Source organism: Lysinibacillus zambalensis (genome assembly GCF_040183165.1).
Classification (GTDB): Bacteria; Bacillota; Bacilli; order Bacillales_A; family Planococcaceae; genus Lysinibacillus; species Lysinibacillus zambalensis.
Genome location: NZ_JBEGDG010000004.1, coordinates 38466 through 61665, shown reverse-complemented (window position 1 = coordinate 61665; position 23200 = coordinate 38466). Strand labels below are relative to the sequence as shown.

General features: G+C 36.8%; 17 protein-coding genes and 1 other annotated feature (1 of these 18 running past the window's edge). Of the genes, 3 read left to right on the top strand and 14 right to left on the bottom strand.

Features of this window, described 5'->3' with window-relative positions; all coding sequences use genetic code 11:
• Positions 1-209: 209 nt before the first annotated feature.
• From ABNX05_RS07455 to pepV, 4 genes are all read right to left on the bottom strand, one after another.
• Positions 210-1142: a diacylglycerol/lipid kinase family protein gene (locus ABNX05_RS07455; protein WP_349659148.1), complete on the bottom strand. Its 933-nt coding sequence runs from the start codon at positions 1140-1142 to the stop codon at positions 210-212.
• 3 nt (positions 1143-1145) lie between these two features.
• Positions 1146-2150: a nuclease-related domain-containing protein gene (locus tag ABNX05_RS07450; RefSeq protein ID WP_349659147.1), complete on the bottom strand. Its 1005-nt coding sequence runs from the start codon at positions 2148-2150 to the stop codon at positions 1146-1148.
• Between the two features lie 324 nt (positions 2151-2474).
• A complete protein-coding gene (dat, locus tag ABNX05_RS07445) occupies positions 2475-3320 on the bottom strand; it encodes a D-amino-acid transaminase (RefSeq protein WP_349659146.1) in 846 nt (281 codons plus the stop codon).
• Positions 3321-3347: 27 nt separating this feature from the next.
• Positions 3348-4754, bottom strand: a complete 1407-nt coding sequence (pepV, locus tag ABNX05_RS07440; RefSeq protein WP_349659145.1) for a dipeptidase PepV — start codon at positions 4752-4754, stop codon at positions 3348-3350.
• 355 nt (positions 4755-5109) lie between these two features.
• Here pepV and ABNX05_RS07435 point away from each other — a divergent pair, with 355 nt between their 5' ends.
• Positions 5110-5331 (top strand): DeoR family transcriptional regulator, encoded by a 222-nt coding sequence (locus ABNX05_RS07435; RefSeq protein WP_049667439.1) that lies wholly within the window; start codon positions 5110-5112, stop codon positions 5329-5331.
• Between the two features lie 555 nt (positions 5332-5886).
• The gene (locus tag ABNX05_RS07430) at positions 5887-7062 is read left to right on the top strand and encodes an MDR family MFS transporter (RefSeq protein ID WP_349659144.1); all 1176 of its coding nucleotides are present in this window, start codon (positions 5887-5889) and stop codon (positions 7060-7062) included.
• A 200-nt stretch (positions 7063-7262) separates the two neighbouring features.
• Here ABNX05_RS07430 and ABNX05_RS07425 read toward each other — a convergent pair whose 3' ends face one another.
• The 4 genes from ABNX05_RS07425 to asnB all read right to left on the bottom strand — a co-directional run bounded on the left by ABNX05_RS07425 (position 7263) and on the right by asnB (position 13580).
• Positions 7263-8780 carry a diguanylate cyclase gene (locus tag ABNX05_RS07425; RefSeq protein ID WP_349659143.1) on the bottom strand — a complete coding sequence of 506 codons (1518 nt, stop codon included), beginning with the start codon at positions 8778-8780 and terminating at the stop codon, positions 7263-7265.
• A gap of 172 nt (positions 8781-8952) precedes the next feature.
• Positions 8953-9666 carry a pseudouridine synthase gene (locus ABNX05_RS07420; RefSeq protein ID WP_349659142.1) on the bottom strand — a complete coding sequence of 238 codons (714 nt, stop codon included), beginning with the start codon at positions 9664-9666 and terminating at the stop codon, positions 8953-8955.
• A 9-nt stretch (positions 9667-9675) separates the two neighbouring features.
• Positions 9676-11289: a putative polysaccharide biosynthesis protein gene (locus ABNX05_RS07415; RefSeq protein ID WP_349659141.1), complete on the bottom strand. Its 1614-nt coding sequence runs from the start codon at positions 11287-11289 to the stop codon at positions 9676-9678.
• Between the two features lie 443 nt (positions 11290-11732).
• Positions 11733-13580 carry an asparagine synthase (glutamine-hydrolyzing) gene (gene asnB / locus ABNX05_RS07410; protein WP_349659140.1) on the bottom strand — a complete coding sequence of 616 codons (1848 nt, stop codon included), beginning with the start codon at positions 13578-13580 and terminating at the stop codon, positions 11733-11735.
• Between the two features lie 546 nt (positions 13581-14126).
• Here asnB and ABNX05_RS07405 point away from each other — a divergent pair.
• Positions 14127-15377, top strand: coding sequence for a BaiN/RdsA family NAD(P)/FAD-dependent oxidoreductase (locus ABNX05_RS07405; RefSeq protein ID WP_349659139.1), 1251 nt, complete (start codon positions 14127-14129; stop codon positions 15375-15377).
• An 81-nt stretch (positions 15378-15458) separates the two neighbouring features.
• Here ABNX05_RS07405 and ABNX05_RS07400 read toward each other — a convergent pair whose 3' ends face one another.
• The 6 genes from ABNX05_RS07400 to leuS all read right to left on the bottom strand — a co-directional run bounded on the left by ABNX05_RS07400 (position 15459) and on the right by leuS (position 23033).
• Positions 15459-15614 (bottom strand): hypothetical protein, encoded by a 156-nt coding sequence (locus tag ABNX05_RS07400; protein WP_349659138.1) that lies wholly within the window; start codon positions 15612-15614, stop codon positions 15459-15461.
• A 199-nt stretch (positions 15615-15813) separates the two neighbouring features.
• Positions 15814-16506, bottom strand: a complete 693-nt coding sequence (locus ABNX05_RS07395; protein ID WP_349659137.1) for an AIM24 family protein — start codon at positions 16504-16506, stop codon at positions 15814-15816.
• Between the two features lie 383 nt (positions 16507-16889).
• The gene (locus ABNX05_RS07390) at positions 16890-18161 is read right to left on the bottom strand and encodes an L-lactate MFS transporter (RefSeq protein ID WP_349659136.1); all 1272 of its coding nucleotides are present in this window, start codon (positions 18159-18161) and stop codon (positions 16890-16892) included.
• Positions 18162-19074: 913 nt separating this feature from the next.
• Positions 19075-20010, bottom strand: coding sequence for a hypothetical protein (locus tag ABNX05_RS07385; protein WP_349659135.1), 936 nt, complete (start codon positions 20008-20010; stop codon positions 19075-19077).
• On the bottom strand, positions 19997-20518 hold the full coding sequence (locus ABNX05_RS07380) for a sigma-70 family RNA polymerase sigma factor (RefSeq protein ID WP_349659134.1): 522 nt from the start codon (positions 20516-20518) through the stop codon (positions 19997-19999). Before ABNX05_RS07380 ends, ABNX05_RS07385 begins: the two co-directional genes overlap by 14 nt.
• 97 nt (positions 20519-20615) lie before the next feature.
• A complete protein-coding gene (gene leuS, locus ABNX05_RS07375; RefSeq protein WP_349659133.1) occupies positions 20616-23033 on the bottom strand; it encodes a leucine--tRNA ligase in 2418 nt (805 codons plus the stop codon).
• A gap of 90 nt (positions 23034-23123) precedes the next feature.
• Positions 23124-23200: a binding site (T-box leader), on the bottom strand; it runs 135 nt beyond the window's last position.

The window sequence follows — 23200 nt, the reverse complement described above, 5'->3', positions numbered from 1 at the left end:
GAGGAGTCCGATGAGCCGCTTCGCTCCAGGGTCTCGGGCCAATAGGATGTTGGTCACGAAGGCGTTATCACAGGACGTGATGTTTTTAGCCTTCGTTCCTCTATATCGCTAATCCTCAAGGAGTCACCCAGTCTCCACTCCAATCAACTTTTATGCATAGCATAGTTTAACAATTGTCATCTTCAACTTTTAGTGAAAGACCATTTTTTTCAATGTTCCTCCGATAGTACCTGCCAAGCATCGCGTTGCACTGTACTATGAATCCTCGTTCCCTCTCTTATTTCTCCAATATAGTTACCATCAGTATGACAATCAACGTCATTTCCGTGCACGAAAATGTTAAATTGATGGCCTTGCAAAAAAGTAATCTCTTTAAATTTTGTATGTTTTTCAAAAAACACAGTGACAAATACTAGTAATAATTTAAGTCGGGAAATACCGTGAACGATTGTTATTTCGATTTGTCCATCATCAGGTTTAGAAGTAGGTGAAATTTTCATTCCCCCTCCGAAATAAGGTTGATTGCACATCGCAACAAACCATGCCTGTTGAAAGTGCCATTCTTGATTGTCCGCTTGTATCTTTACATCAAAGCGTCTAAAACTAAAAAGTCCTCTTACAACAGCCACAGCATAGGATAGCTTACCGAGCCCTATTTTATTGAGGTAAAGCTTCAAACGAGATGTATTAATACGTTTAGTGACAAATGCATCAAAGCCCACACCCGCATTATTGACAAATATTTCTTGTTGATAATCTCCAAGCTGAACGGCACCAACATCCATTGGGAGGTAAACCATTTCATTTTGTATATAATTTTCAATTTGAACGGCATCTTGAAATGTAGAAAAGTATCGTGCAAAATCATTTCCAGAACCAGCACGAACTACACCAATAATTATTAATTTATTATGTACAACGCCACTAACAACCTCATGTATTGTGCCGTCACCACCAACAATAACAATTAATTTTTTTGTTTGAGCATCTTGCGCCCAATTTTTCGCAAGCTCTTGACCATGTCCCTCATATTCTGTAAAGGCGACGTCATAGTTAATTGTTAAATGCTGTTGAAGACGGTGCCAAACTTTTTTACCTTTACCGTGCCCCGCTGCTTCATTCACAATAAATAATACTTGCATTACCTAATCCCCGGCTGGTTGAGAAGATTGCTGCCAAATATCTCGATTAAAGGAAGTTGTTTGTACATTGCTTAAAATCGTTTGAGAAGCACGAATTTGCATATGCTTCATAGGAGAGGAAACTTTCCTTAAATGCTCCATCCATTCTCCATAATTTCGACGATCAACAAATTGAATTCCGTAAGGTGAACCTGGATAATCGAAATAGCCATTCTGTGATAAAATAACCTTGCGAATCGGCATATTTATATTGTCCTGCTTAAATAATTGAGTTAATACGGACTCCATACGATTCAAACTTATCATTGGATTAAGTACTTTTGAATCCTTCGTCCCTACTTTTTTTATCCAGAATCGCTCACTGCCTCCTACATAAACTGCTTGATTTTCAGCTTCTAGTACTGTTATACAAATACATTCTGTCGGTGACATTAGCACGACATCAAGCTCTATAGGTGCTTTTCTAATTTGTAAAATAGGATAATAAAAAAGCAAATAGTTATCCGGTAATTTTTGTAACAAATTTCGCAACAGGGGATCACGCATAAAACGAGGATCCACATACGACTTTTCACGTAGTGTTGAACTTGCCCATTTCATTTGGAAATGGAAAAATTGATCGATAAACATTCGTTTTAATTCATGAATAGATTGTGGTGCATAAACAATTTTTGGTTCAAATGTTAAAGTTGTTTCTTCTTCTGGTATGCTATCTTCATCACTCACTAGCTCATTCGTTATTTCGACCTCTTCAATATCCTCAATTTCTTCCCTCTGACGACCGGCAAATATTTTTTTGAATAAAGAGAACCTTTCTTTTTCCTCAAAAGAATCATTTTCTGAACCGCCGTCGTTATGTTGCCACTCGCTAATTTCTTCTCCTAACTCCCACTGTCGCTTAACACGCTCCCATTGACTTTGCTTTAAGCGTACAAACTGTGTTGGATATCTTGCTAAATCAATTTGATAGCGTGAAATATAATCTTGTAATTTCACCAATTGTGCCATGTGTTTTGGTCACTCCAATCTTACTCGCCCTATATCTAATTTGCTAATTTCTCCACTCTTGCTTAGAAAGCAAATCAATCGCAATATCAATTCGCCTTGGCGTAATTGTGCTGTCGCAATCATTGCTAAATGAAGAGAAATAGACAATTGCATACATTACATCGACATTTGCTCATTGAAATTAAATCCCGATGGCAATCATTCTACAACTGTAGTCATCGTTTTTATTTTACATGACGTTCCAGGAGAAAACATCCATAATTTGTTCTATAGAAAAAGAGAGCTACCTAAAGTTTAGGGTAGCTCTCTTACATTTATTTTCCATTAAATAGAAAGCGGTAATTTCGCCTCGAATGCTTGTTGTAATTTACGAGTCCATTCACCTGGAACTCCAGCGCCAATTTTGTTACCATCAACATCGATAACAGGTGTTACTTCAGAAGATACAGATGACACAATGATCTCACTCATTGTTAATAAATCAGCCTTAGTCATTGGTTCTTCAATAACAGGTAAATTAATTTCCTCAGCACATTTTAAAATAACTTGGCGTGTAATACCGTTTAAAATGAAGTTATTTGCAGGGTGTGTATATAGCTTACCATCTTTAATGCCGTAAACATTTGCTGATGAACATTCTGTTACGATGTCACCGCGATGTAAAATAGCTTCATAGCAACCTTTTTCAGATGCTTCCTGCTTTGCCATTACAGCACCTAATAAGTTTAATGATTTGATATCACAACGTAACCAGCGAATATCCTCTACAAAGGTAGCTTTAACACCTTTTTCAAAGTTTTCATATGAACGCTCGCCTGTTTTAACATTCCCTGTTAATATAGCCGGAACACTTGCATCTGGGAAAATATGATTGCGAGAAGTTGTACCACGTGTGATTTGGAAGTAAACGTGGCCTGTTTCCAAATTATTTTTTTCAATAAGTTCATGTAATAATTTGTGTAATACGTCTTTAGTATAAGGGATGACAAGACGAATTTTTTCGGCACTCGCATAGAAACGATCAATGTGTTCTTGTGCTGTGAACATATTTCCGTTATATACTTTTATTACTTCATAAATGCCGTCACCAAATTGGTAACCTCTGTCTTCTGGAGAGACTGTAATAGATCCTTCTTCTACGATTTGATCATTCCATAATGAATATGCCATGTTTCGTTCATCCTTTTCATATCTAATTTATTTATTTCCTGCAAGTTCAACAATTGCTTCAGCATAAATAGCTGTTGCTTTTATAAGATTTTCAATGACAACAAACTCATCCGCACGATGCGCTACATCAGGTTCACCTGGGAATAGCATGCCAAATGCTACACCTTTTTTCATAACACGCGCATACGTACCACCACCAGTAGACAATAAAGGCGTTTCATAATCTCCTGTTTGACGTCTATAGATATCTGCTAAAGTTTGGATAAATTCATCATCCTCGCTTACATAATGAGGTTTAGAGTCATCTTGAATGTCCAATGAAAATCCTTTTGCCACAGCTAAAGGTTGTGCTTCCGTGATTTTTTCATCAAACGGATATGTGACAGAATAGCGCATACTAATGACCAGGCTACCACCTTTAGTTACATCGTAAGTTACAATACCGGGATTTAATGTAGTTTTACCAGACATTGCATCCTCGAATTGTAAAGCAAGCTTATTGCCATAATGGTCTTGATAAAAAACATCTGCGACAAAGTCGACAAATTGCTTACTTGCCTCTGTCGTCAACTCTTGTTGTAAAAATGCTGTAAGATAAACAGCTGCATTGACACCTTTTTCCGGCTCCATTGCGTGGGCTGCTTTACCTTTGATAGTTATTATATAGCGAGAACCCTCGATTAATAAAGAGCCTTCTAGCTGATTTTTGCTTAAAAATGTGTGAAAATTCTGTTCGAATTGTTCGGAAACAAATTGAACTGTTGCTTTTGCAAAATCCGGTACCATATTTGGTCGCTTTCCAGCATTAAATAGTAATAGCTGTTCTTTCGAAGCATCGCCTGTTCTATTTTGAGAGAACACTAGCTCTGCAATGCCTTTTTCAGCATTGATGAGCGGGAAATCCGCATCTGGTGCAAAGCCAATCGTCGGCATTTCCTCATGTTTAAAATAGTGGTCGACACAGCGGAAGCCTGTTTCTTCATCCGTACCGATTATCATACGTACTCTTTTATTAAGCTCAATACCTGCATCCTTGACAAGTTTCATGGCCATCCATGCTGCAATTGTTGGGCCTTTATCATCTATTGCACCACGAGCAAATAGCTTTCCATCTGCTACAGTGCCGCTAAAGGGTGGGTATGTCCAATCTGTTTCATCACCAACTGGTACCACGTCAACATGACATAAAATACCTAATAAATCGTCACCTTCGCCCATCTGTATGTGACCAGCATAATTATCAATATTTTTAGTTTGTAATCCTTCAGCTTCGCCCTTTGTTAATAACCATTCAAGAGCCTTTAATGGACCATCACCAAAAGGTACTTCAGTAGTGATCGTATTCTCATCGAGAACACTATTAATTTGCACAAGCTCCTGTAAATCTTGTATCAATTCATCTTGTCTTTCCTTTGCAGCTTGTAACCAATCCATATGATGTACCTCCTCTAAAGTAATAACATTATTCTACTCTTTACAACATAATTTACAATCATCTTTCTGGCAAGTTTTCAAAAACTTACTTCAATCACTACCACATATAGCACGTTTTTCACTTATTCCCACAAAATACAGTGAAAATTTTATGTCTGATTTGTAAATTCCTCTTGCATTCACTAGAAAACTGACTTGTTTTTCTATATAATGAACTTATCAGAATTATTTTTCTGAATATAAAATTAGAAAAGGGGATGTCTAAGGCAGCTACTTATTAGCCTAAGTGCACTCCGCACATATTGTCGTCCGCTAGTCTTTGCCAAGAGAATTAAGATGAAGGAGTGGTTCATTTATGAAACCAACTACTGATCGAATGCTTAATCGTATTAAAGATGTGTACATGTTTATTTTAGACAAAGGAACCGTGTCTACACAGGATTTAGTCGAAGAGTTTAGTATCACTCCTCGCACCGTTCAAAGAGATTTGAACGTGTTAGCCTTTAACGATTTGGTGATGAGTCCAAGTCGAGGCAAATGGACAACGACGAAGAAAAAAGTGAAATTGACGTCTTAGTTTTTACGTGTAACACGTAAAACATTTTGTATTGGAAAAGAATGACCTTTCGTCGTGGTCATTCTTTTTTTTGTTTTCTACTTTTTTTGATTCCCCACAATTTATCAAACTATCAAGCAAATACTCCAAAAAAATCACGGTTACTTTTAGTGAAATTTCCCTCTAACGATAAATATTCATTAGCTCATCATTAAAGTTGAGGATGACATCTGTTGGTTTGAGCGGCTCATCGGATGCCCCAGAAAGCTATACTCTGTGCGAAAGCGTAGCGGCAAATGTTTTAACTGCGCGAAAGCGTAGCGGCAGCGGCAGCGGCAAATTGTTTTAACTGCGCGAAAGCGAAAATAGCAGCTACAAAGCGCCCAGTCGGAACGGAAATCAACCACACATTATGGTGATGAACCGTATTTATACAAGCACTATATTCGCTAAGAATTCATTTATTTTACAACATTTGCTTCCTCGGTATTATATTAAATTATTTTTCCTACTATTTACAATTACTTAACAATCCGTTAAAATCGAAACACTCTACATTTTGAAAGGAGGATTTTTATGAAGCTTTCTAAACTGTTTCATCCTCTAGTTTGGATCATTTTAGGTGGAACTATTTTTACACGCATAGCAAGTTTTATGGCAATGCCCTTTTTAGCCATTTACTTACATAACGAAATTGAAGCATCCCCTTTACAAATAGGTTTGACGATTGGTATTGCACCGTTAATCTCCACTGTAGGAGGATTCTTTGGTGGTTATCTAACTGACCGGTTTGGCAGGAAAAGCATCATTTTACTTACTATTGTTGTTTGGAGCATTGTATTCTTTGGCTTTGCAACAGCGCATACGGTTTGGCTCTTCGTAGCATTGAATGCCTTAAATGGCTTATGTCGCTCCTTCTTTGAACCCTCGACACAAGCATTAATGATTGATTTTACGCCTGTGGAAAAACGGAAAAGATTGTTCTCGCTTCGCTATACAGCGATTAACATAGCAGCTGTCATCGGTCCTGTTATTGGTGTTTATATTTCTCAATTGTCTAGCCCAAGTATTCCGTTTATGCTGACAGGAATTATGTATATTATTTATGCTTTATTTTTATTTTTAGTTTTAAATCACTATGAAATGCAGCAACCAAAAGCTCCAACACCTACAAAAATACTGCAAACCTTCACGATACTTTTGACGAATCGTGTACTACTAAGCTTTATTTTTGGGGCAATTTTAATAAATATTGGTTACTCTCAATTTGATTCGACACTGCCACAAATCATTGAGCTTAAAATCGAAGAAGGTACCAAGCTCTATTCTGTATTAATTTCACTAAATGCAGCGGTTGTATTATTACTTCAATTGCCGATTAGTATACTTTCAGAACGTTTTTCATCCTCGGCTACGCTATTAGTAGGAATTCTGTTCTTTGCATTTGGCCTTTTACTATTCGGCTTCTCGAATAACTATCCACTATATATGATCGCTATGGTTATATTCACGATTGGTGAAATTTTTGCCTTTCCAACTATGAGCATCTTGATTGATGAAATTGCGCCTGATACTCAAAAGGGTGTCTATTTAGGAGCAGCCCAATTTAAAAATTTAGGTGGCTTTATTGGACCAATTATTGGCGGGTGGCTTTTAACACATTACACGGATGCAATGTTTGCGGTTATTGCTGTTCTTGTTTTATGTAGTTGTATATTTTACAGATCAGATCATAAGCCACAACAGGGATAAATTTTATCACCGAGTTCTTTCCTCGACTGATTATTAGTCTTCACCAATCGGGTTATTAAGGAGTTAACAGTCAAAGGAAAAAATCGCTCCATGTCTATCAGCGAATCTCAAGCATTTGATATACTTGCTTGACCTTACTAATAGGATTGGAGCGAGCTAATGATTGGTTTTACAATTATATCCAAAATTTTAAAGTGGCTTTAACTTTCTCCCTCAACTGTAACTTCTTCATAAATGGTGTATTGGTCTTTACCAGCATTTTTCGATTGATATAATGCCTTATCTGCGCGCTCAAATAAGCTTCTTTCTGACTCATCTGGATGACTGCAAATGGCACCGCCCAAACTGACTGAAAGCACAGACCATTTATCAACAGAAATTTTATCCGCAAACTTCAAGTGATGAATTTTCTCCAAAATAGAATGCGCTAATTTTTCCATATATTCATCTTCCGTATCATATAATACAATTGCGAATTCATCTCCACCAAATCTAACAACAAAGCCATTTTTCCCTACTTCTCGTTTTAAAGTTCTAGCTGTTTCAATCAGGATCTTGTCACCTTCAACATGACCAAATCGATCATTTACTTGTTTAAAATTATCTAAATCTAACAACAATAAACCTGGTTGATTCGTCTTCCTTTTCCTTAATAAATTGCCCATTTTTCTAATATAGGTAGCACGATTATAAACATTCGTTAATGGATCATATGTTGCGAGATGAATCGTTTTGGAAAGAAGTTTATTGATGACTAATAGCATGATGAAAGAAGTTACTAAGGCAATAAACAGTAAGATTCGAAACTGCTTTGTATTTTTAGTAAGCGCTCTAATTTCTGTGAAATTACCGTATTTTACATATACAACTCTTTTAGAGGATTCTCCCCGAATCTTTTCCGCTTCTGCTTCATAAGGTAAAAAACGGTACTTTTCGATATAACCATTTTCAAACTCCTTTTGATATTCCGTTGGCTTCATCGTTTCTTTGGCCATTTTATAATGCTCTTGAAATATTTTCGATTGATCATTTACAGTTTTACGAGATTTAGAATCCTCAAAGAAAACCCCTCCCGCCGTTATCGTTTGTACTTCTAATAAATCAGCATATTTATCAATTAAATAGTCAGCAGTCTTTTCGAAGTTAAAAGTTTGGAATACAGGATCTTTAAGTAAGTCTATACCGACCTCGAATAAATATTTCTTGTCAGGTGTTGCTAAATAACCAAATTTTCGATATCCCCCAGTAGTTGTTGAAATATCTATACCATCAACATAGTATTCCCCACTTATTCGACGTTCGTCTAGTAAAGCAGAAAAACGTGTGCAGCATTGAGAAAAATTTAAACCTTTATCTTTTTCAAAAGTTGTATAAATTACAGTATTTGATTGATCGAGTATGTACACATCCATTCCATGCTCATTTTTTATTTTCTCCAAGTCCCACTTTGCTATATGAGGGTTTTCTTCATAATATGTAATTAGGTTTCGTAATACCGTTTCCATTTTCTCTGAGAGAGTTTTATCAAAATAAAAATGTGCATTATCTACCGTTTGCATATCTGTCAAAATATGATTTTCAATTAATGTTCTATTCATAACTTCTTGTTTTTTGATATCAGATGTAAGTATTTGCCTATTGAAATAAAAAATTACAGCAACTAGTACTAATGCAAAAGCAATTAAAGATATTAATAATTTAATTCTTAGGTTTTTCATTAACGTGTCCTCTACTTATTTTCACCATCATTTTTTTCGAAACTTTTAGTGATTTTTAGTACCATAGACTAAATAGCTTTTAACATAGGTTACATTAATTATACAGTTACTGGTATAAGTATGTATATAAAAAATACCCCGATACTAATCGTCGTTAGCATCGAGGAATTCTCTAATCCCTATTTTGTAAGCAGGCTAGTTCTTCAGCCGTTAATTCTCTATATTCACCTAATTTCAAACTGTCATCTAGCTTTAGGTTGCCCATTGATAGACGTTTTAAATAGGTTACACGTTTTCCAACAGCCTCAAACATACGCTTCACCTGATGAAACTTACCTTCTTGAATCGTTAACTCAATTTCAGATTGTTGAGCAGATTTTAATATGATGAGCTCTCCTGGTTTGGTTTCATAACCATCATCTAGCTCAACACCTTGAGCAAATTTCTCACAATCTTCCTCAGTCACAATTCCTTCTATTTGTGCATAATAAACCTTTGGCACATGTTTTTTAGGAGACAATAAATTATGTGCTAAAGAACCATCATTTGTTATTAGCAATAATCCCTCTGTATCTTTATCAAGGCGACCAACAGGGAAAGGCTGGAAATGCTGATGTAAAGGCTCTAACAAATCGATGACGGTTTCATCTCGTAAATCCTCTGTTGCAGAAATAACGCCTGGAGGCTTATTCATCATAAAATATACAAACTCTGTATAGTTCACACGCTCCCCAAATACAGAAACCTCCTGCTTTTCAGGATCAACATGTAATGCTGCATCCTTCACATATGCGCCATCTACTGTCACTGCTTTTTGCTTTAGAAGCAACTTAACTTCCTTGCGTGACCCGTAACCCATATTCGACAGTAATTTATCTAATCGCATTAGTACCTCCTATTTAAATCCCAGTTTGTTCGTTATTCTTGTCAATCGTTCACCGAGAAGCTTTTGTGCTAAGCCTAGGCGTAAAGACAAGAAGCCATATACTGCTACACCTACTCCAGCACAAATAACAGAATAAACTAATGCTGAGAATTTACCACCTACTGGTCCCATTAATAACTCTAAAAGCGTATGAACGATGAATACACTTACCGCCATTATCGCTGTCAAAAGAGAAATGAGCATGACACGACGAATAACCATTTCTGATCTGTAGTTCAATGTTTGTCGTAGCACAAGTATATTAATGATAATTGAAACACTATAGCCAATGGCTGTGGCAAGAAGTGCACCATCTGCCTCCATTAAACGAATTAACGGAATATTAATCGCTAGTTTGACTAAAATCCCAGATAATAAGCTGAGGACAATCCACTTTTGGAAATCAATCCCCTGTAAAAGTGCTGCGGTCACTTGGAATAATGCAAATAAAATAGCAACAGGTGCATAATGGGCTAAAATCATAGCCCCCATCTCGCTTTCCGAATAGAGCATAAAATATATTTCATTCGATAACAACGAAATTCCAACTACTGCTGGTAATGTAATGAAAATTAATATTTGATATGTCTTATCCATTGCATTTCGTAACGATAAATATTCACCTTGCGTAAAAAATTTTGTAATCGTCGGTACTAGCGCCATTGAAAAACCTGTAGCTAGCATTACTGGAATAATGACAACCTTATGTGTTGTAAAGTTAATCATTGATAAATACTTATCCGTTACTTCCGCTAAGCCTATAGATGCCATAGCTCCATTAAACGTAAGCATATCCACTAATTGGAATAATGGGTTAGCAACACCTACAAACACCATCGGAATCGAATACGTAATTACTTCTTTATATATGTTGGACATTGGTAGCTGTGTAGATGTAACACTTTGACTGCGCAATAAATCAAATTCAGGTTGATATTTTTTCCAATAATAATAGAGTACTAGCAACCCGCCAATTGCTCCAATAAAGGCAGCAAACACCGCAAAGGAAACAGCTGTTTCTGGTTTCCCATTAAAAACTACTACAACTAAGAATGAACCACCTAATAACACTACAATACGAACAATTTGCTCTACTAGCTGAGAAACTGCAGTAGGCTCCATTTTGTCATAGCCTTGGAAAAATCCACGCCAAAGACTCATAAATGGCACTACAATTAACGCAAAGCTAACCCAGCGAATAACTGAGGCAATTTGCTCTACCGAAAATGCCTGTTCATCACTTTTAATAACAAGGCCTGCTATTGGTGTAGCTAATATAAAGAGAACAACAAACGCCGCTAACCCCGTACACATCATAATAAGTATGCCGGATTTCATAAGCTTGCGGCCTGATTGATAATCACCCATTGCATTGTATTTAGAAACAAACTTGGATACAGCAATTGGCGCACCCGAGATGGCTACTGCTAGCATAATCGAGTAGGGAATATATGCATATTGATAGAGGGCAACATTCTCCTCACCCACAATCGCATAAAATGGAAAAATATAAATTAATCCGAGCACCTTCGATAAAAACATCCCCATCGTTAATATCGCAGTACCTTTCATTAAATTGGACATTGTAACCATCCATTCATTTTAAAGTCAATAATTTCATTATCTTAACACTTAAAAAAAACTTATAAACTATTTGCCAATCAATTATGCCTAGGCATAATTTCAATGTACTCAAGGTTTAAGCTACTTCTTGAGCAGATCTTTCTGCGAATAAAGCACTTGTTTCACAATAACTTGTAAACGCTGCCATATAAAAAACTTACTCTCACTGTAAAAACTACAGAACTACATTAACAAAATTCAGAATACAATAACCCTAGAAAACATTAAAAAAGTAAAGCAACTGTAATCTTAACACATTTACTAGGTAAACAGACGCATAAATACATTAAAAAGTTCTAGCACTCAAAAAAAAATAGCAGTTATGTCCTCCCAAAGGAAAATAGAAGTTTCAAAATAATCGGTGGAGATTACGAAAACCCCCACCGATTAAAGCTACTTCTCTATTACATATCTACGAAAAATTGTTTATACCATACTAAGAACACATAGGCTGTCCAAATATAACGCCCACGATTTGCTTTTCCTTCATAGTGCTCATCTAGATAGCCTACTAATTGTTTTGTATCAAAGAATTCATTGGCAAAGTCCGTTGTAAACATTTCTTTTACCAGTTTATAATACTTTTCTTCACGTAACCAGTGACGGATTGGCACTGGGAAGCCAAGTTTTGGACGTTTTGCCCATTCTTCAGGTAATTCCTGATGCGCAGCTTGACGAAGAACATATTTCGTATCAATATCATTTACGCGATATTTCGAAGGAATGTTTTTCGCTAATTCCATCACTTCTTTATCTAAAAATGGTACACGTAATTCAATTGAATGGGCCATACTCATTTTATCTGCTTTTAATAAAATATCGCCTGGCATCCAAAGATTTAAATCAAGATACTGCATTTTAGTAACATCATCATCGCCTGGAACTTCATCGTAAATACGTTTTGTAATCGATTTTACAGATGGACCATTTTTATAGTCTGGTTTCAAGACATTTAATGCATCTTCTTCATCCCATACTACCGCTTCTCCGATGAAGCGCTCTTCTACTGTTTGACCACCTTTAACAAGGAAGTGCGTATATTGATTTTTAGGCAACGCCTCTGCTATGCCTCGTAACGCTTTACGGATACCAAATGGAACTTTTTCATATTTTTGCATTTTGCCAGAGTTTTGATACCATGAATAGCCACCAAAAATTTCATCCGCACCTTCACCTGAAAGTACTACTGTTACATCCTTCGATGCTAACTCAGAAAGGAAGTATAGCGGTACAGAAGATGGGTTCGATTGTGGCTCATCCATATGCCACTGAATTTTCGGTAATGCTTCAAAACACTCATCTGCCGAAATATATTTACGCTCATTTTGAATATCTAATGTATCCGATAATTCTTTTGCTAAATTTGTTTCATTGAACATATCCTCGTAGTCAGAGAAACCAACAGAGAAGGATTTATCAGGGCGTAATAATGAAGTAATATAACTTGAATCAATACCACCTGATAAGAAAGAACCGACCTTCACATCACTAATTTGATGCGCATCTACTGATTCTCTTACTGTCGTACGAATTTCTTCTACATATTTTTCAATTGGAGCTTCTTTTGCATGGAATTTTTTATCCCAATACTGCACAATTTGCTTTTGTCCATTTTTAATTAGTATATAGTGTGCTGGTTGTAATTTGTACACACCTTTGAAGAACGTTTCGTCCATTGAAGAATATTGGAACGTCAAATAAGGACGTAGCGCATCTTTATTTAATTCTTTAATAAATGATGGGTGTGGTAAAAATGATTTAATTTCTGATCCGAAAATAAACGTACCATCTGTTGTGTTTTCTGTATAATACAGTGGCTTAATACCAAAGCCATCACGAGCGATGAATTGTAAATCATTCTTTTTATCCCAAATACAGAATGCGAACATTCCGCGAAGCTTTTTGACAAATTCTACACCATATTCAACATAACCATAAATAATAACTTCACTATCAGAGTGTGTTTTAAAGTTATGACCTTTTTCAACCAAATCAGCACGTAGCTCTTGGAAGTTAAAGATTTCTCCATTAAATACTAGAACGATATTACCATCCGCACTGTACAACGGCTGATTTGCCACGTCTGATAAGTCGATAATACTTAATCGACGGAATCCTAACGTTATTTTATCATCACTATGAATCCCACCGCTGTCAGGTCCGCGGTGAATAATTGTATTCATCATATTTTCAATCGTTTGATGATGATCAATCACATTTGTTCCATTAATATAGCCTATAAATCCGCACATTCTATTTTTCACCTCATAATTTAGTGCATAACCTTTACCATAATAGCATGAAAAGACATTCATTTCATACCGACAATACATATAAAGCAAAACTTTCATCAGTTAATTTATTCTACACCGATTATTCGTTCAACCAACGAGCACTTTATCTCATTTAAAAACACTTCAATTTCACATCTTCCATCCAAAATCCACACATGAAAGCTCTTCATTAAAACGTGTGGTTGATTTCCGTTCCGGCCGGGCGCTTTGGATGTTGGTCACGAAGGCGTTATCACAGGACGTGATGCTTTTAACCTTCGTTCCTCTATATCGCTGATCCCCAAGGAGTCGCCCAGTCGTAACGAAGATCAACTAATATGGCATGGCATATGTTTTAACAAATGGCATCCCCAACACTTGATGACGAGCCCTTCGTGAAAGTAGAAGATAAGAAATTATAAAATACTTTTGTCGTATTTTCAATGTGAAAGAAGCCTCTCTATATAGACTTCATGTATAATAGGAAAGATTCCTAATTTGAAAAGAAAGTGAGTTTTTAAATATATGTACGATGTTATCGTTATCGGTGGTGGCCCATCCGGTTTAATGGCTGCTATAGCCGCTGGAGAACGTAAAAAGAAAGTTTTATTACTAGAAAAAGGAACAAAGCTCGGCAAAAAATTGGCCATTTCAGGCGGTGGTCGCTGTAATGTCACTAATCGTTTGCCCGTTGAAGAAATAGTCAAGCACATACCTGGAAATGGCCGTTTTCTTTACAGCCCATTCACGGTTTATAATAACGAAGATATTATTGCATTTTTCGAAGGACTTGGTGTGGCATTAAAAGAAGAGGATCACGGACGTATGTTTCCTGTATCTAACCGCGCGCAGGATGTTGTAGATGCACTTATTCGTCAGCTTCAGAGACTTCATATTGAAGTGCGCTTAAACACACCCGTTAATAAACTTCTAATGGATGAAGAAAAAATTCTCGGGGTACGCCTTACAGATGGCACAGAAATTCGTAGCGAGGCAGTAGTCGTTGCCGTTGGTGGGAAAGCTGTTCCACAAACTGGCTCAACAGGCGATGGTTATCCATGGGCAGAGCGTGCCGGCCATACAATTACTACACTTTTCCCTACTGAGGTTCCTGTTCTATCAAAAGAGGATTTCATTCAAGCTCGTGAGCTACAAGGACTTGCGTTACGCGATGTCGCTGTCTCTGTTTTAAACAAGAAGGGCAAAGTACTAGTAACACATCAAATGGACATGCTTTTCACTCATTTTGGGATAAGCGGTCCTGCTGTTTTACGCTGCAGTCAATTTATCGTGAAAGAATTGATGAAAACAGGATACGAACCTGTGACAATGCGTATTCAAACACTTGTTGATTATAATGAGGAAACGTGCTTGCAACATTTAAACAAACTCATTAAAGAAGATCCCAAAAAAGCGGTGAAAAATGTATGGAAGGGTATTGCTCCTGAACGCTGGCTACTATTTTTATGTGAGCGTGCAAATATCGATGTGCAAATGACAGGCGCTGAATTATCACAGGAGAAAGTCCGCAACTTAGCTAGATTACTCGTCAATTTCACAATGACAGTTAGCGGGACACAATCTCTTGAAAAAGCATTTGTCACTGGCGGTGGCGTCTCTGTTAAAGAGATTGAACCAAAGACTATGGCTTCGAAGAAAAAGAATGGTTTATTTTTCTGCGGGGAAATCCTTGATGTTCATGGCTACACAGGTGGCTATAATATTACGTCTGCACTCGTTACAGGACGTATTGCAGGGATGAACGCAGGAATGTAAGATACTCTATTTCGGACTTATATTAGTGGTTTTATCACATAAAAACTATTGGGTAATAAAGCTCTTCGGCAAAGCGAGGGGTTAAGCTCCGTTTCCGACTGAGCGCTTTCCTATGGGCGTCCGATGAGCCGCCCACAGGAAGCCTTGCTCTGCGCGAAAGCGTAGCGACAGCGACAGCAACAGCGACAGCGGCAGCAACAGCGACAGCGGCAGCAACAGCGACAGCGGCAGCAACAAATGTTTTATCTGTGCGAAAGCGTAGCGGCAGCAAGAAATGTTTTATCTGTGCGAAAGCGTAGCGACAGCAACAACAAAGCGAGTAGCCTGGAACGGAAATCACCTCATTAAATGCGCCATAACATTCACAAAGATTTCCTTGAACATTTTATTTTTCCACATTATAAAAAGCGTGTCCTGAGAACGCGGACACGCTTTTTTAGCTTTCTTTTGACATATATAATTCCTCATATGGTTGAATGATGACAAACCCTTCACCTGAAAATGCCATTTGAATAGATTCACCACTACCTCGACCGATAAATGTTCGGAAGCTAATATCTGTTTTAAACTCTGGGGACAAAGTACCTGACCAAGCTACAGTAGCATGTGGATCAGTATAAACCGTTTCACCAGGCTTTACTAACAAGGTTAACGGTTCGAAATGAGTTGTAATGGCAACCTTCCCTCTTCCTTGTAAAGTTACATTAAACAATCCACCAGACATAACTCCTGCCATTTTACGCATTAAATGAATATCCCAATCAATACTAGGCTCAAATGCGAGTAAATCATTACCGTTTACACAAATTGTTTCATCCTTTAGATCGAAGACTGTTACTTTTTTCCCTTGATCGGCTAAATAAAGTCGCCCCTTACCCATCGCTTTCATAAGTTGAGTACCTTCACCGGTTAATGCCTTTTTAAACATTTTACCTAAGCCATGCTCCAGCACACGCTCACGCTCAAACTTAATATCTCCTACATAAGAAATCATTGCGCCCATTTTCGACCAAACCTCGCCATTTAGGTTAACCTCTAATACACGCTCAGTTTCTAACTCGAAATATTCATTTTCGCTATCGTCCTGCTGTGTTTTATTAATAAACTCATTTAAAGAAAATTTCCCCATATATCAATGCCTCCTTATTTATTTTATATACGTTTTAAGTTCCGGAAAGATTCAACCAAATTATCCGAGGGGTAAAAACAAACGATTGAATGATGCGTTGAATCTTTTATTCATGAAATTTCAAAAAATGAAATGGTATCTAAACCCACTAGCAAATTAGTTCATACACCTCGCATTTGCTTTCCGTTACAAAATTTCTCTTTTAGTAGCGAAATCACTTTATTTCCCATAATGATATTGACAGCAGACATCAACTGTTATACATTAAACAGAGATTAATCGAGTGTTATATAACAATAGCTACAAAAAAAGACCATACAAGCGTCATGTGCGAAATGACACTCATATGGCCATTACCTTCAAGTGCGAATTGAAAGTAAACTTTATTGTGTAGCGGAGACGTCTCCAACCTTTTGAGAAGCTTCTTTTAATGCTGTTCGTTTACGTACATCTGCACGTAATGTTAATGCAATAATTAATGAAGCTGCAATTAACCCTGTAAATACATAGAATACAGGAATATAGCTACCATAAGCATTTTTAATAGTGCTTACTAAAAGTGGACCAAAAATACCACCTAAAGACCAAGTCGTTAATAAATAACCATGAATAACTCCAAGTTGTTTCGTACCGAATAAATCACTTGCAAATGCAGGTAGATTAGAGAAACCTCCACCATAGCAACTAACAACTAAGAAAATAAGTGCTTGGAAAATAATAACGTTTGTAGTATGCGGTAAGACGATAAATGTAACTAGCTGTGCGATAAAGAAAATTACAAAGACATTCGAACGACCAATATAGTCAGACACAGCAGCCCATATTAAACGACCACCACCATTAAATAATCCCATTATACCTACCATTGCTGCGGCTCCCGCAACTGATAAACCTACAATTTCTTGAGCCATTGGAGATGCAACAGAAATCATCATAATACCTGCTGTTACGTTTACTAAATGCATTGACCAAAGCATCCAGAAATGCTTAGTTTTCACAGCTTCACGTGCTGACATGACAGCTAAATCTTTCTTCACTACTTCTTTACCATTATCTGCAGCCGCCTTCATATTCGCTGGCATATAACCAGGTTTAGGCGGTGCTATATATGAAGCCCCTAAAATCATTAACGTGAAATAACTTGCCCCTAAAATAAAGTACGTTGTAGAAATTCCCACAGCCCCCATTAAGTTAGCTGCGACTGGCGCTGTAATAAGTGCTCCTGAACCAAATCCAAGTACGGCCATACCTGTTGCTAGTCCTCGGCGATCCGGGAACCATTTTACTAATGTCGATACAGGCGCAATATAACCAATACCCATACCCAATCCACTTAGTAAACCATATGTTAACCAGTATAATGTTACGGAATCCATTGAAATAGCTACACCTGCACCAGCTTGTCCTGCCCCAAATAGAACAGCTGCTATCATCGCAGATTTACGTGGCCCCATTTTTTCTACTAAGTTACCAAATAATGCTGCCGAAAAACCAGCAAGCCCCATCATTATTGTGAAGGCAACCGTTACGTTTGTTTCACTCCATCCCATTTCTGTAACAATCGGTATCTTGTATACACTATATGCATATGCTCCACCGATTGAAAGGTGAATAGCGATTGCAGATAATGCAATTAACCATCTATTTTTATTCATAATTTCTCTTTTCTCCCCTCTTTTGCTACCTGTGAAAATTTTATGAACGTCTCTGTAAAACAATTTACCACTTAGAATTATTCAAATGCAAGATGTTTTTTAAAAAAATATTATTTCTGCAAAAAGTATTTTATTTTTCACCCCAATAATTTTATAACGTAAACCCTACAGTCTCTAAGCAAATAGATGTTTTTTAAACAAAAACCATAACATTTTTTAGCTATTATTATTTTTCTACTCTATTATCCAACTTCGCATTAACTATATTAATATAATTAATTTTGTGCATATTTTCACATACAATCAATGTATACCCCACTTTTTCTAACGCTTATTATTTCTTCGTGTTTCTATAAAGGGTCATAAACAAATATCCATTAAGTAGAAATAACGTGGATAAAAGAGAATTTTAAAGCCTAAATAGACAAATTTCGTTCATGCAAAAGGGAATGTGAAAATCATATTAAATGATTTAATTAACTTTTAATGGATATTCAATTAAATAAATACAATACACATTGTGCATACTTTAAAACGATTAATAATTACTTATTGATTTTTATTATTCAAATATATATTTTTTCTTTTAGTAAAAATCCTACACATTCTTTTTAGCTATGGCTAGTTATACTTTTCAAACTAAAAAACAACTAAACCAATCAGTTATAACAGAAATATTTGCTATAGCGCACAAGTAAAAACAGTACTTTTCAACCAAATACTGTTAATGTTTATAAAAACCAATTATAGATTTTTTTATGTAAATACTAACTTTGACGAAGGTATGCATTCTATTAGAGACGGTCAATCTAAGGCGATCTTCAAGACATATTTTGAAATGAAGTTCCCCATTAATCTAGTTACATATCAAAAAAAGAGATGCTCGAAGAATTTCAGAGCACCTCTTTCCTTTTTATGAAAAATAAATGATAAATACAATTATTAGTACTAGTGACATAATAAACAATCCAATTGATATATAATGTCTTTTTTCCTCTCGCCCATAATAATAGTCAATCGCAATAGAACTTATCATGGCGACAGCTAAAAATCCGGATATTGCAGCTATATAGATAAACCATCCATATAGATTCATTAAAATTAAAATTGCCCCTTCTATAAACTTAACAATATACGTTGTACGTTGATGGCCTGTATTTATATATTTTGGCTCCTTTGAGATGCTAAACTTTTTTCTAATAACTATCTCGATAAGTAACCCTAGAAAGAGAGCAATTATTAAAAAAGTAACCATCTCACCGAAACTAATATCTTTATCATCTTTTCGCATAAGGGCAATAAATGCTGACGCAGTGTCAGCATCTTCCACCTTGTAGAAGATATTTGTATGTCTATCGCTAAAAGCTAACAGCTCATCGTTTAAGTACATTTTTAGCTGCACAACCTGCCCATTGTCAAACTCTACCCATACATCACGATATGCATAGTAATCATCATCCTTCTTCGAAATAACTGCCTTTTGAAGCGTATTGGCAATGAGCTTTGTTTCCGAATCATTTTTATAAGACTGTTGCCCTAAAATCCAGCCAGTTCTTCCGGCCTTAAAGGTATCCTCCTCCCAATTATACGCACTCGTAAACTGTTTAACCTCATGTTGGGCTAGTTCAATAATCGTAGCATGCTTAGATAAATCTACTTGCTTCCATGGACCAATTACAATCAAGAAGAGGATCGTCACGACTGCTCCAATGAAAACCATTGGATATTGCCATCTACGAGGTTGTTTATTTTGCTGAACTACATTGTGCAAAATACGCTCCTGCAATTGTTGTGAGAAACGCGGGGCTTCTCCAAGCTCTTTATCCAGTTTATTTTTAAATGATGTCATCTTCTAGCACCTCCCAATGGTTTTTGTCCAGTTTTCCCTGCAATATTTGTCTAGCCCTACGAAGTCTTGTTTTCACTGTGTTTTCGGTACATGCAAGTACCTCCGCTATCTCACGAACCTTTAATTCTTGGTAATAATAAAGAATAATTACTTCTCGGTAGTTGATGGGAAGTTCAAACAAAGCTGCTGTTACAATTCTTCGTTCATCCTTTTCAATCAAATTTGTTTCTGGCGATCGTTTATTGACGCCAATGTGCAGCTTTTCAAATAAAATATGTCGCTTATTTTTCCAACTTCGTAAATAGTCATGACTTTTATGTACTGTTATTTTTACTAAATATGTTTTTAGCGAGGATCGTTGTTCAAAGCGCTCCTGTTGCCGATAATAAGCAAAAAAGACATCTTGAACGATTTCTTCTGCAATAGCCCAGTCTTTCACAAATAAATAAGCTACACGAAGGCAATACTCACCATGCTCTTCCATAATATTTGCTAAATGCTCACTCAAACAAACACCTCCTATTCACACTATAGTCGTATCAAAATCTTATATGGTTTCAGCAAAAAAGAAAAAAGTGCCCAAATATTGGACACTTTTGACATTATTATTTCACAACGATATTAACAAGCTTACCTGGAATGACAATTATTTTTACTAAGTCTTTGCCTGCCATATACTCTTGTACTTTATCATCTGCAAGAGCTACTTTTTCGATTTCTTCTTTTGAAGCATCTTTCGCTACGACGATTTTTGCACGTACTTTGCCTAGTACTTGTACAGCGATTTCCACTTCATCATCTACAAGTTTAGCCTCATCATATGTTGGCCATTCCTTATATGAAAGTGATTCTTCATGACCTAATATCTGCCATAGTTCTTCAGCAACGTGTGGCACCATTGGAGCTAGCATTTTCACAAAGCCTTCAGCGTATTCTGTTGGAATTACATCCGCTTTGTAGCAATCATTGATGAATACCATCATTTGTGAAATAGCTGTATTGAAGCGAATACCTTCATAATCCTCTGTCACTTTTTTCACAGTTTGATGATATGATTTTTCTAATGTTTTATCATTAGAAGATTGAATTTTCGCAGCGATTGTACCATTTTCTTCATTAACAAATAGACGCCAAATACGATCTAAGAAGCGACGTGCCCCGTCCAAGCCATTTGTTGACCATGCAACAGATGCTTCAAGTGGACCCATAAACATTTCATATAAACGTAAAGTATCAGCACCGTGTGAAGAAATAATTTCATCTGGGTTAACGACATTACCTTTTGATTTAGACATTTTCTCATTACCTTCACCAAGAATCATCCCTTGGTTAAATAATTTATGGAATGGCTCTTTCGTGTGTACAACACCTAAATCGTATAATACTTTATGCCAGAAGCGAGCGTATAGTAAGTGCAATACCGCATGCTCTGCCCCACCGATATAAATATCAACCGGTAACCAACGTTTCAGTAATTCAGGATCTGCGATTGCTTCTTTATTTGTTGGGTCAATATAACGAATGAAGTACCAGCTAGAACCTGCCCACTGTGGCATCGTATTCGTTTCGCGACGACCTTTTTTGCCTGTTTCAGGATCAACAACATTTACCCATTCAAAAATGTTCGCTAACGGAGATTCACCCGTACCTGAAGGACGAATATTATCTGTTTTTGGTAGTACTAATGGTAATTCTGATTCCGGTACTGGCGTCGTTGTACCATCTTCCCAATGAATCATAGGAATTGGCTCACCCCAGTAACGTTGACGAGAGAATAACCAGTCGCGAAGACGGTAAGAGATTTTCTTCTCTCCTACACCTTTTTCTTCAAGCCATTGAATTGCCTTAGCAATACCTTCCTCTTTGTTTAAGCCATCAAGGAAGTCAGAGTTAATATGTTTACCATCACCTGTGAAGGCTTCTTTGCTAATGTCTCCACCTTCAAGGACAGGAATAATTTCTAAACCAAATTCTGTAGCGAATTCATAGTCGCGCTCATCATGTGCTGGAACTGCCATAATTGCACCAGTACCGTATGATACTAATACATAGTCCGCAACCCAAATCGGCATTTTTTTACCGTTAATCGGATTAATTGCATAGGCACCTGTGAATACGCCTGTTTTTTCTTTTGCTAAATCTGTGCGTTCTAAATCAGATTTCAATTTTACTTTATCTAAATAAGCTTCAACAGCTTGTCGTTGTTCAGCAGATGTAATTTGATCCACTAATTTATGCTCGGGTGCAATAACACAGTATGTAGCACCAAATAATGTATCAGGACGAGTTGTAAACACCGTGAAGTTTTCATCTGTTCCATCTATATTAAATGTTACTTCTGCACCTTCCGAACGACCAATCCAGTTACGTTGCATATCCTTAATAGACTCTGGCCAATCAACTTCCTCTAAGTCATCGATTAAACGATCAGCATAGGCAGTAATTTTAAGCATCCATTGTTTCATTGGACGACGTTCTACAGGGTGACCACCACGTTCTGACTTTCCATCAATAACTTCTTCGTTTGCAAGTACTGTTCCAAGTGCTGGACACCAGTTTACAGCTACTTCATCTACATAGGCTAAGCCTTTGTTATAAAGTTGGATAAAGATCCATTGTGTCCATTTATAATATTCTGGATCTGTTGTGTTAATTTCACGATCCCAGTCATAGCTAAAACCTAACTCTTGAATTTGACGCTTAAATGTTGCAATATTTTTCGCTGTAAATTCTGCAGGGTCATTTCCTGTATCAAGCGCATATTGCTCTGCAGGTAAACCGAATGCATCCCAGCCCATAGGATGTAGGACGTTATAACCTTGCATACGCTTGAAGCGCGAAAGGATGTCTGTCGCTGTATAGCCCTCTGGATGCCCTACATGAAGACCAGCTCCAGATGGGTATGGGAACATGTCTAACGCATAAAATTTTGGTTTTTCTGTTTCGTTTTCAGTTTTAAACGTTTTATTATCAGCCCAATATTGCTGCCACTTTTTTTCGATTTGTTGATGATTAAAACTCATTATTTTTCCTCCTTTGAATGTGTCATGCTCTTCAACTTAAGAATTGACAAAATATTTAAAAAATAAAAAAACTCGCCCCTTTCTTCATTAGAAAGGGACGAGAGAATTCGTATCTCCCGCGGTACCACCCACATTAGTGATCACACTCGGCTTTAGCTTCCTTAACG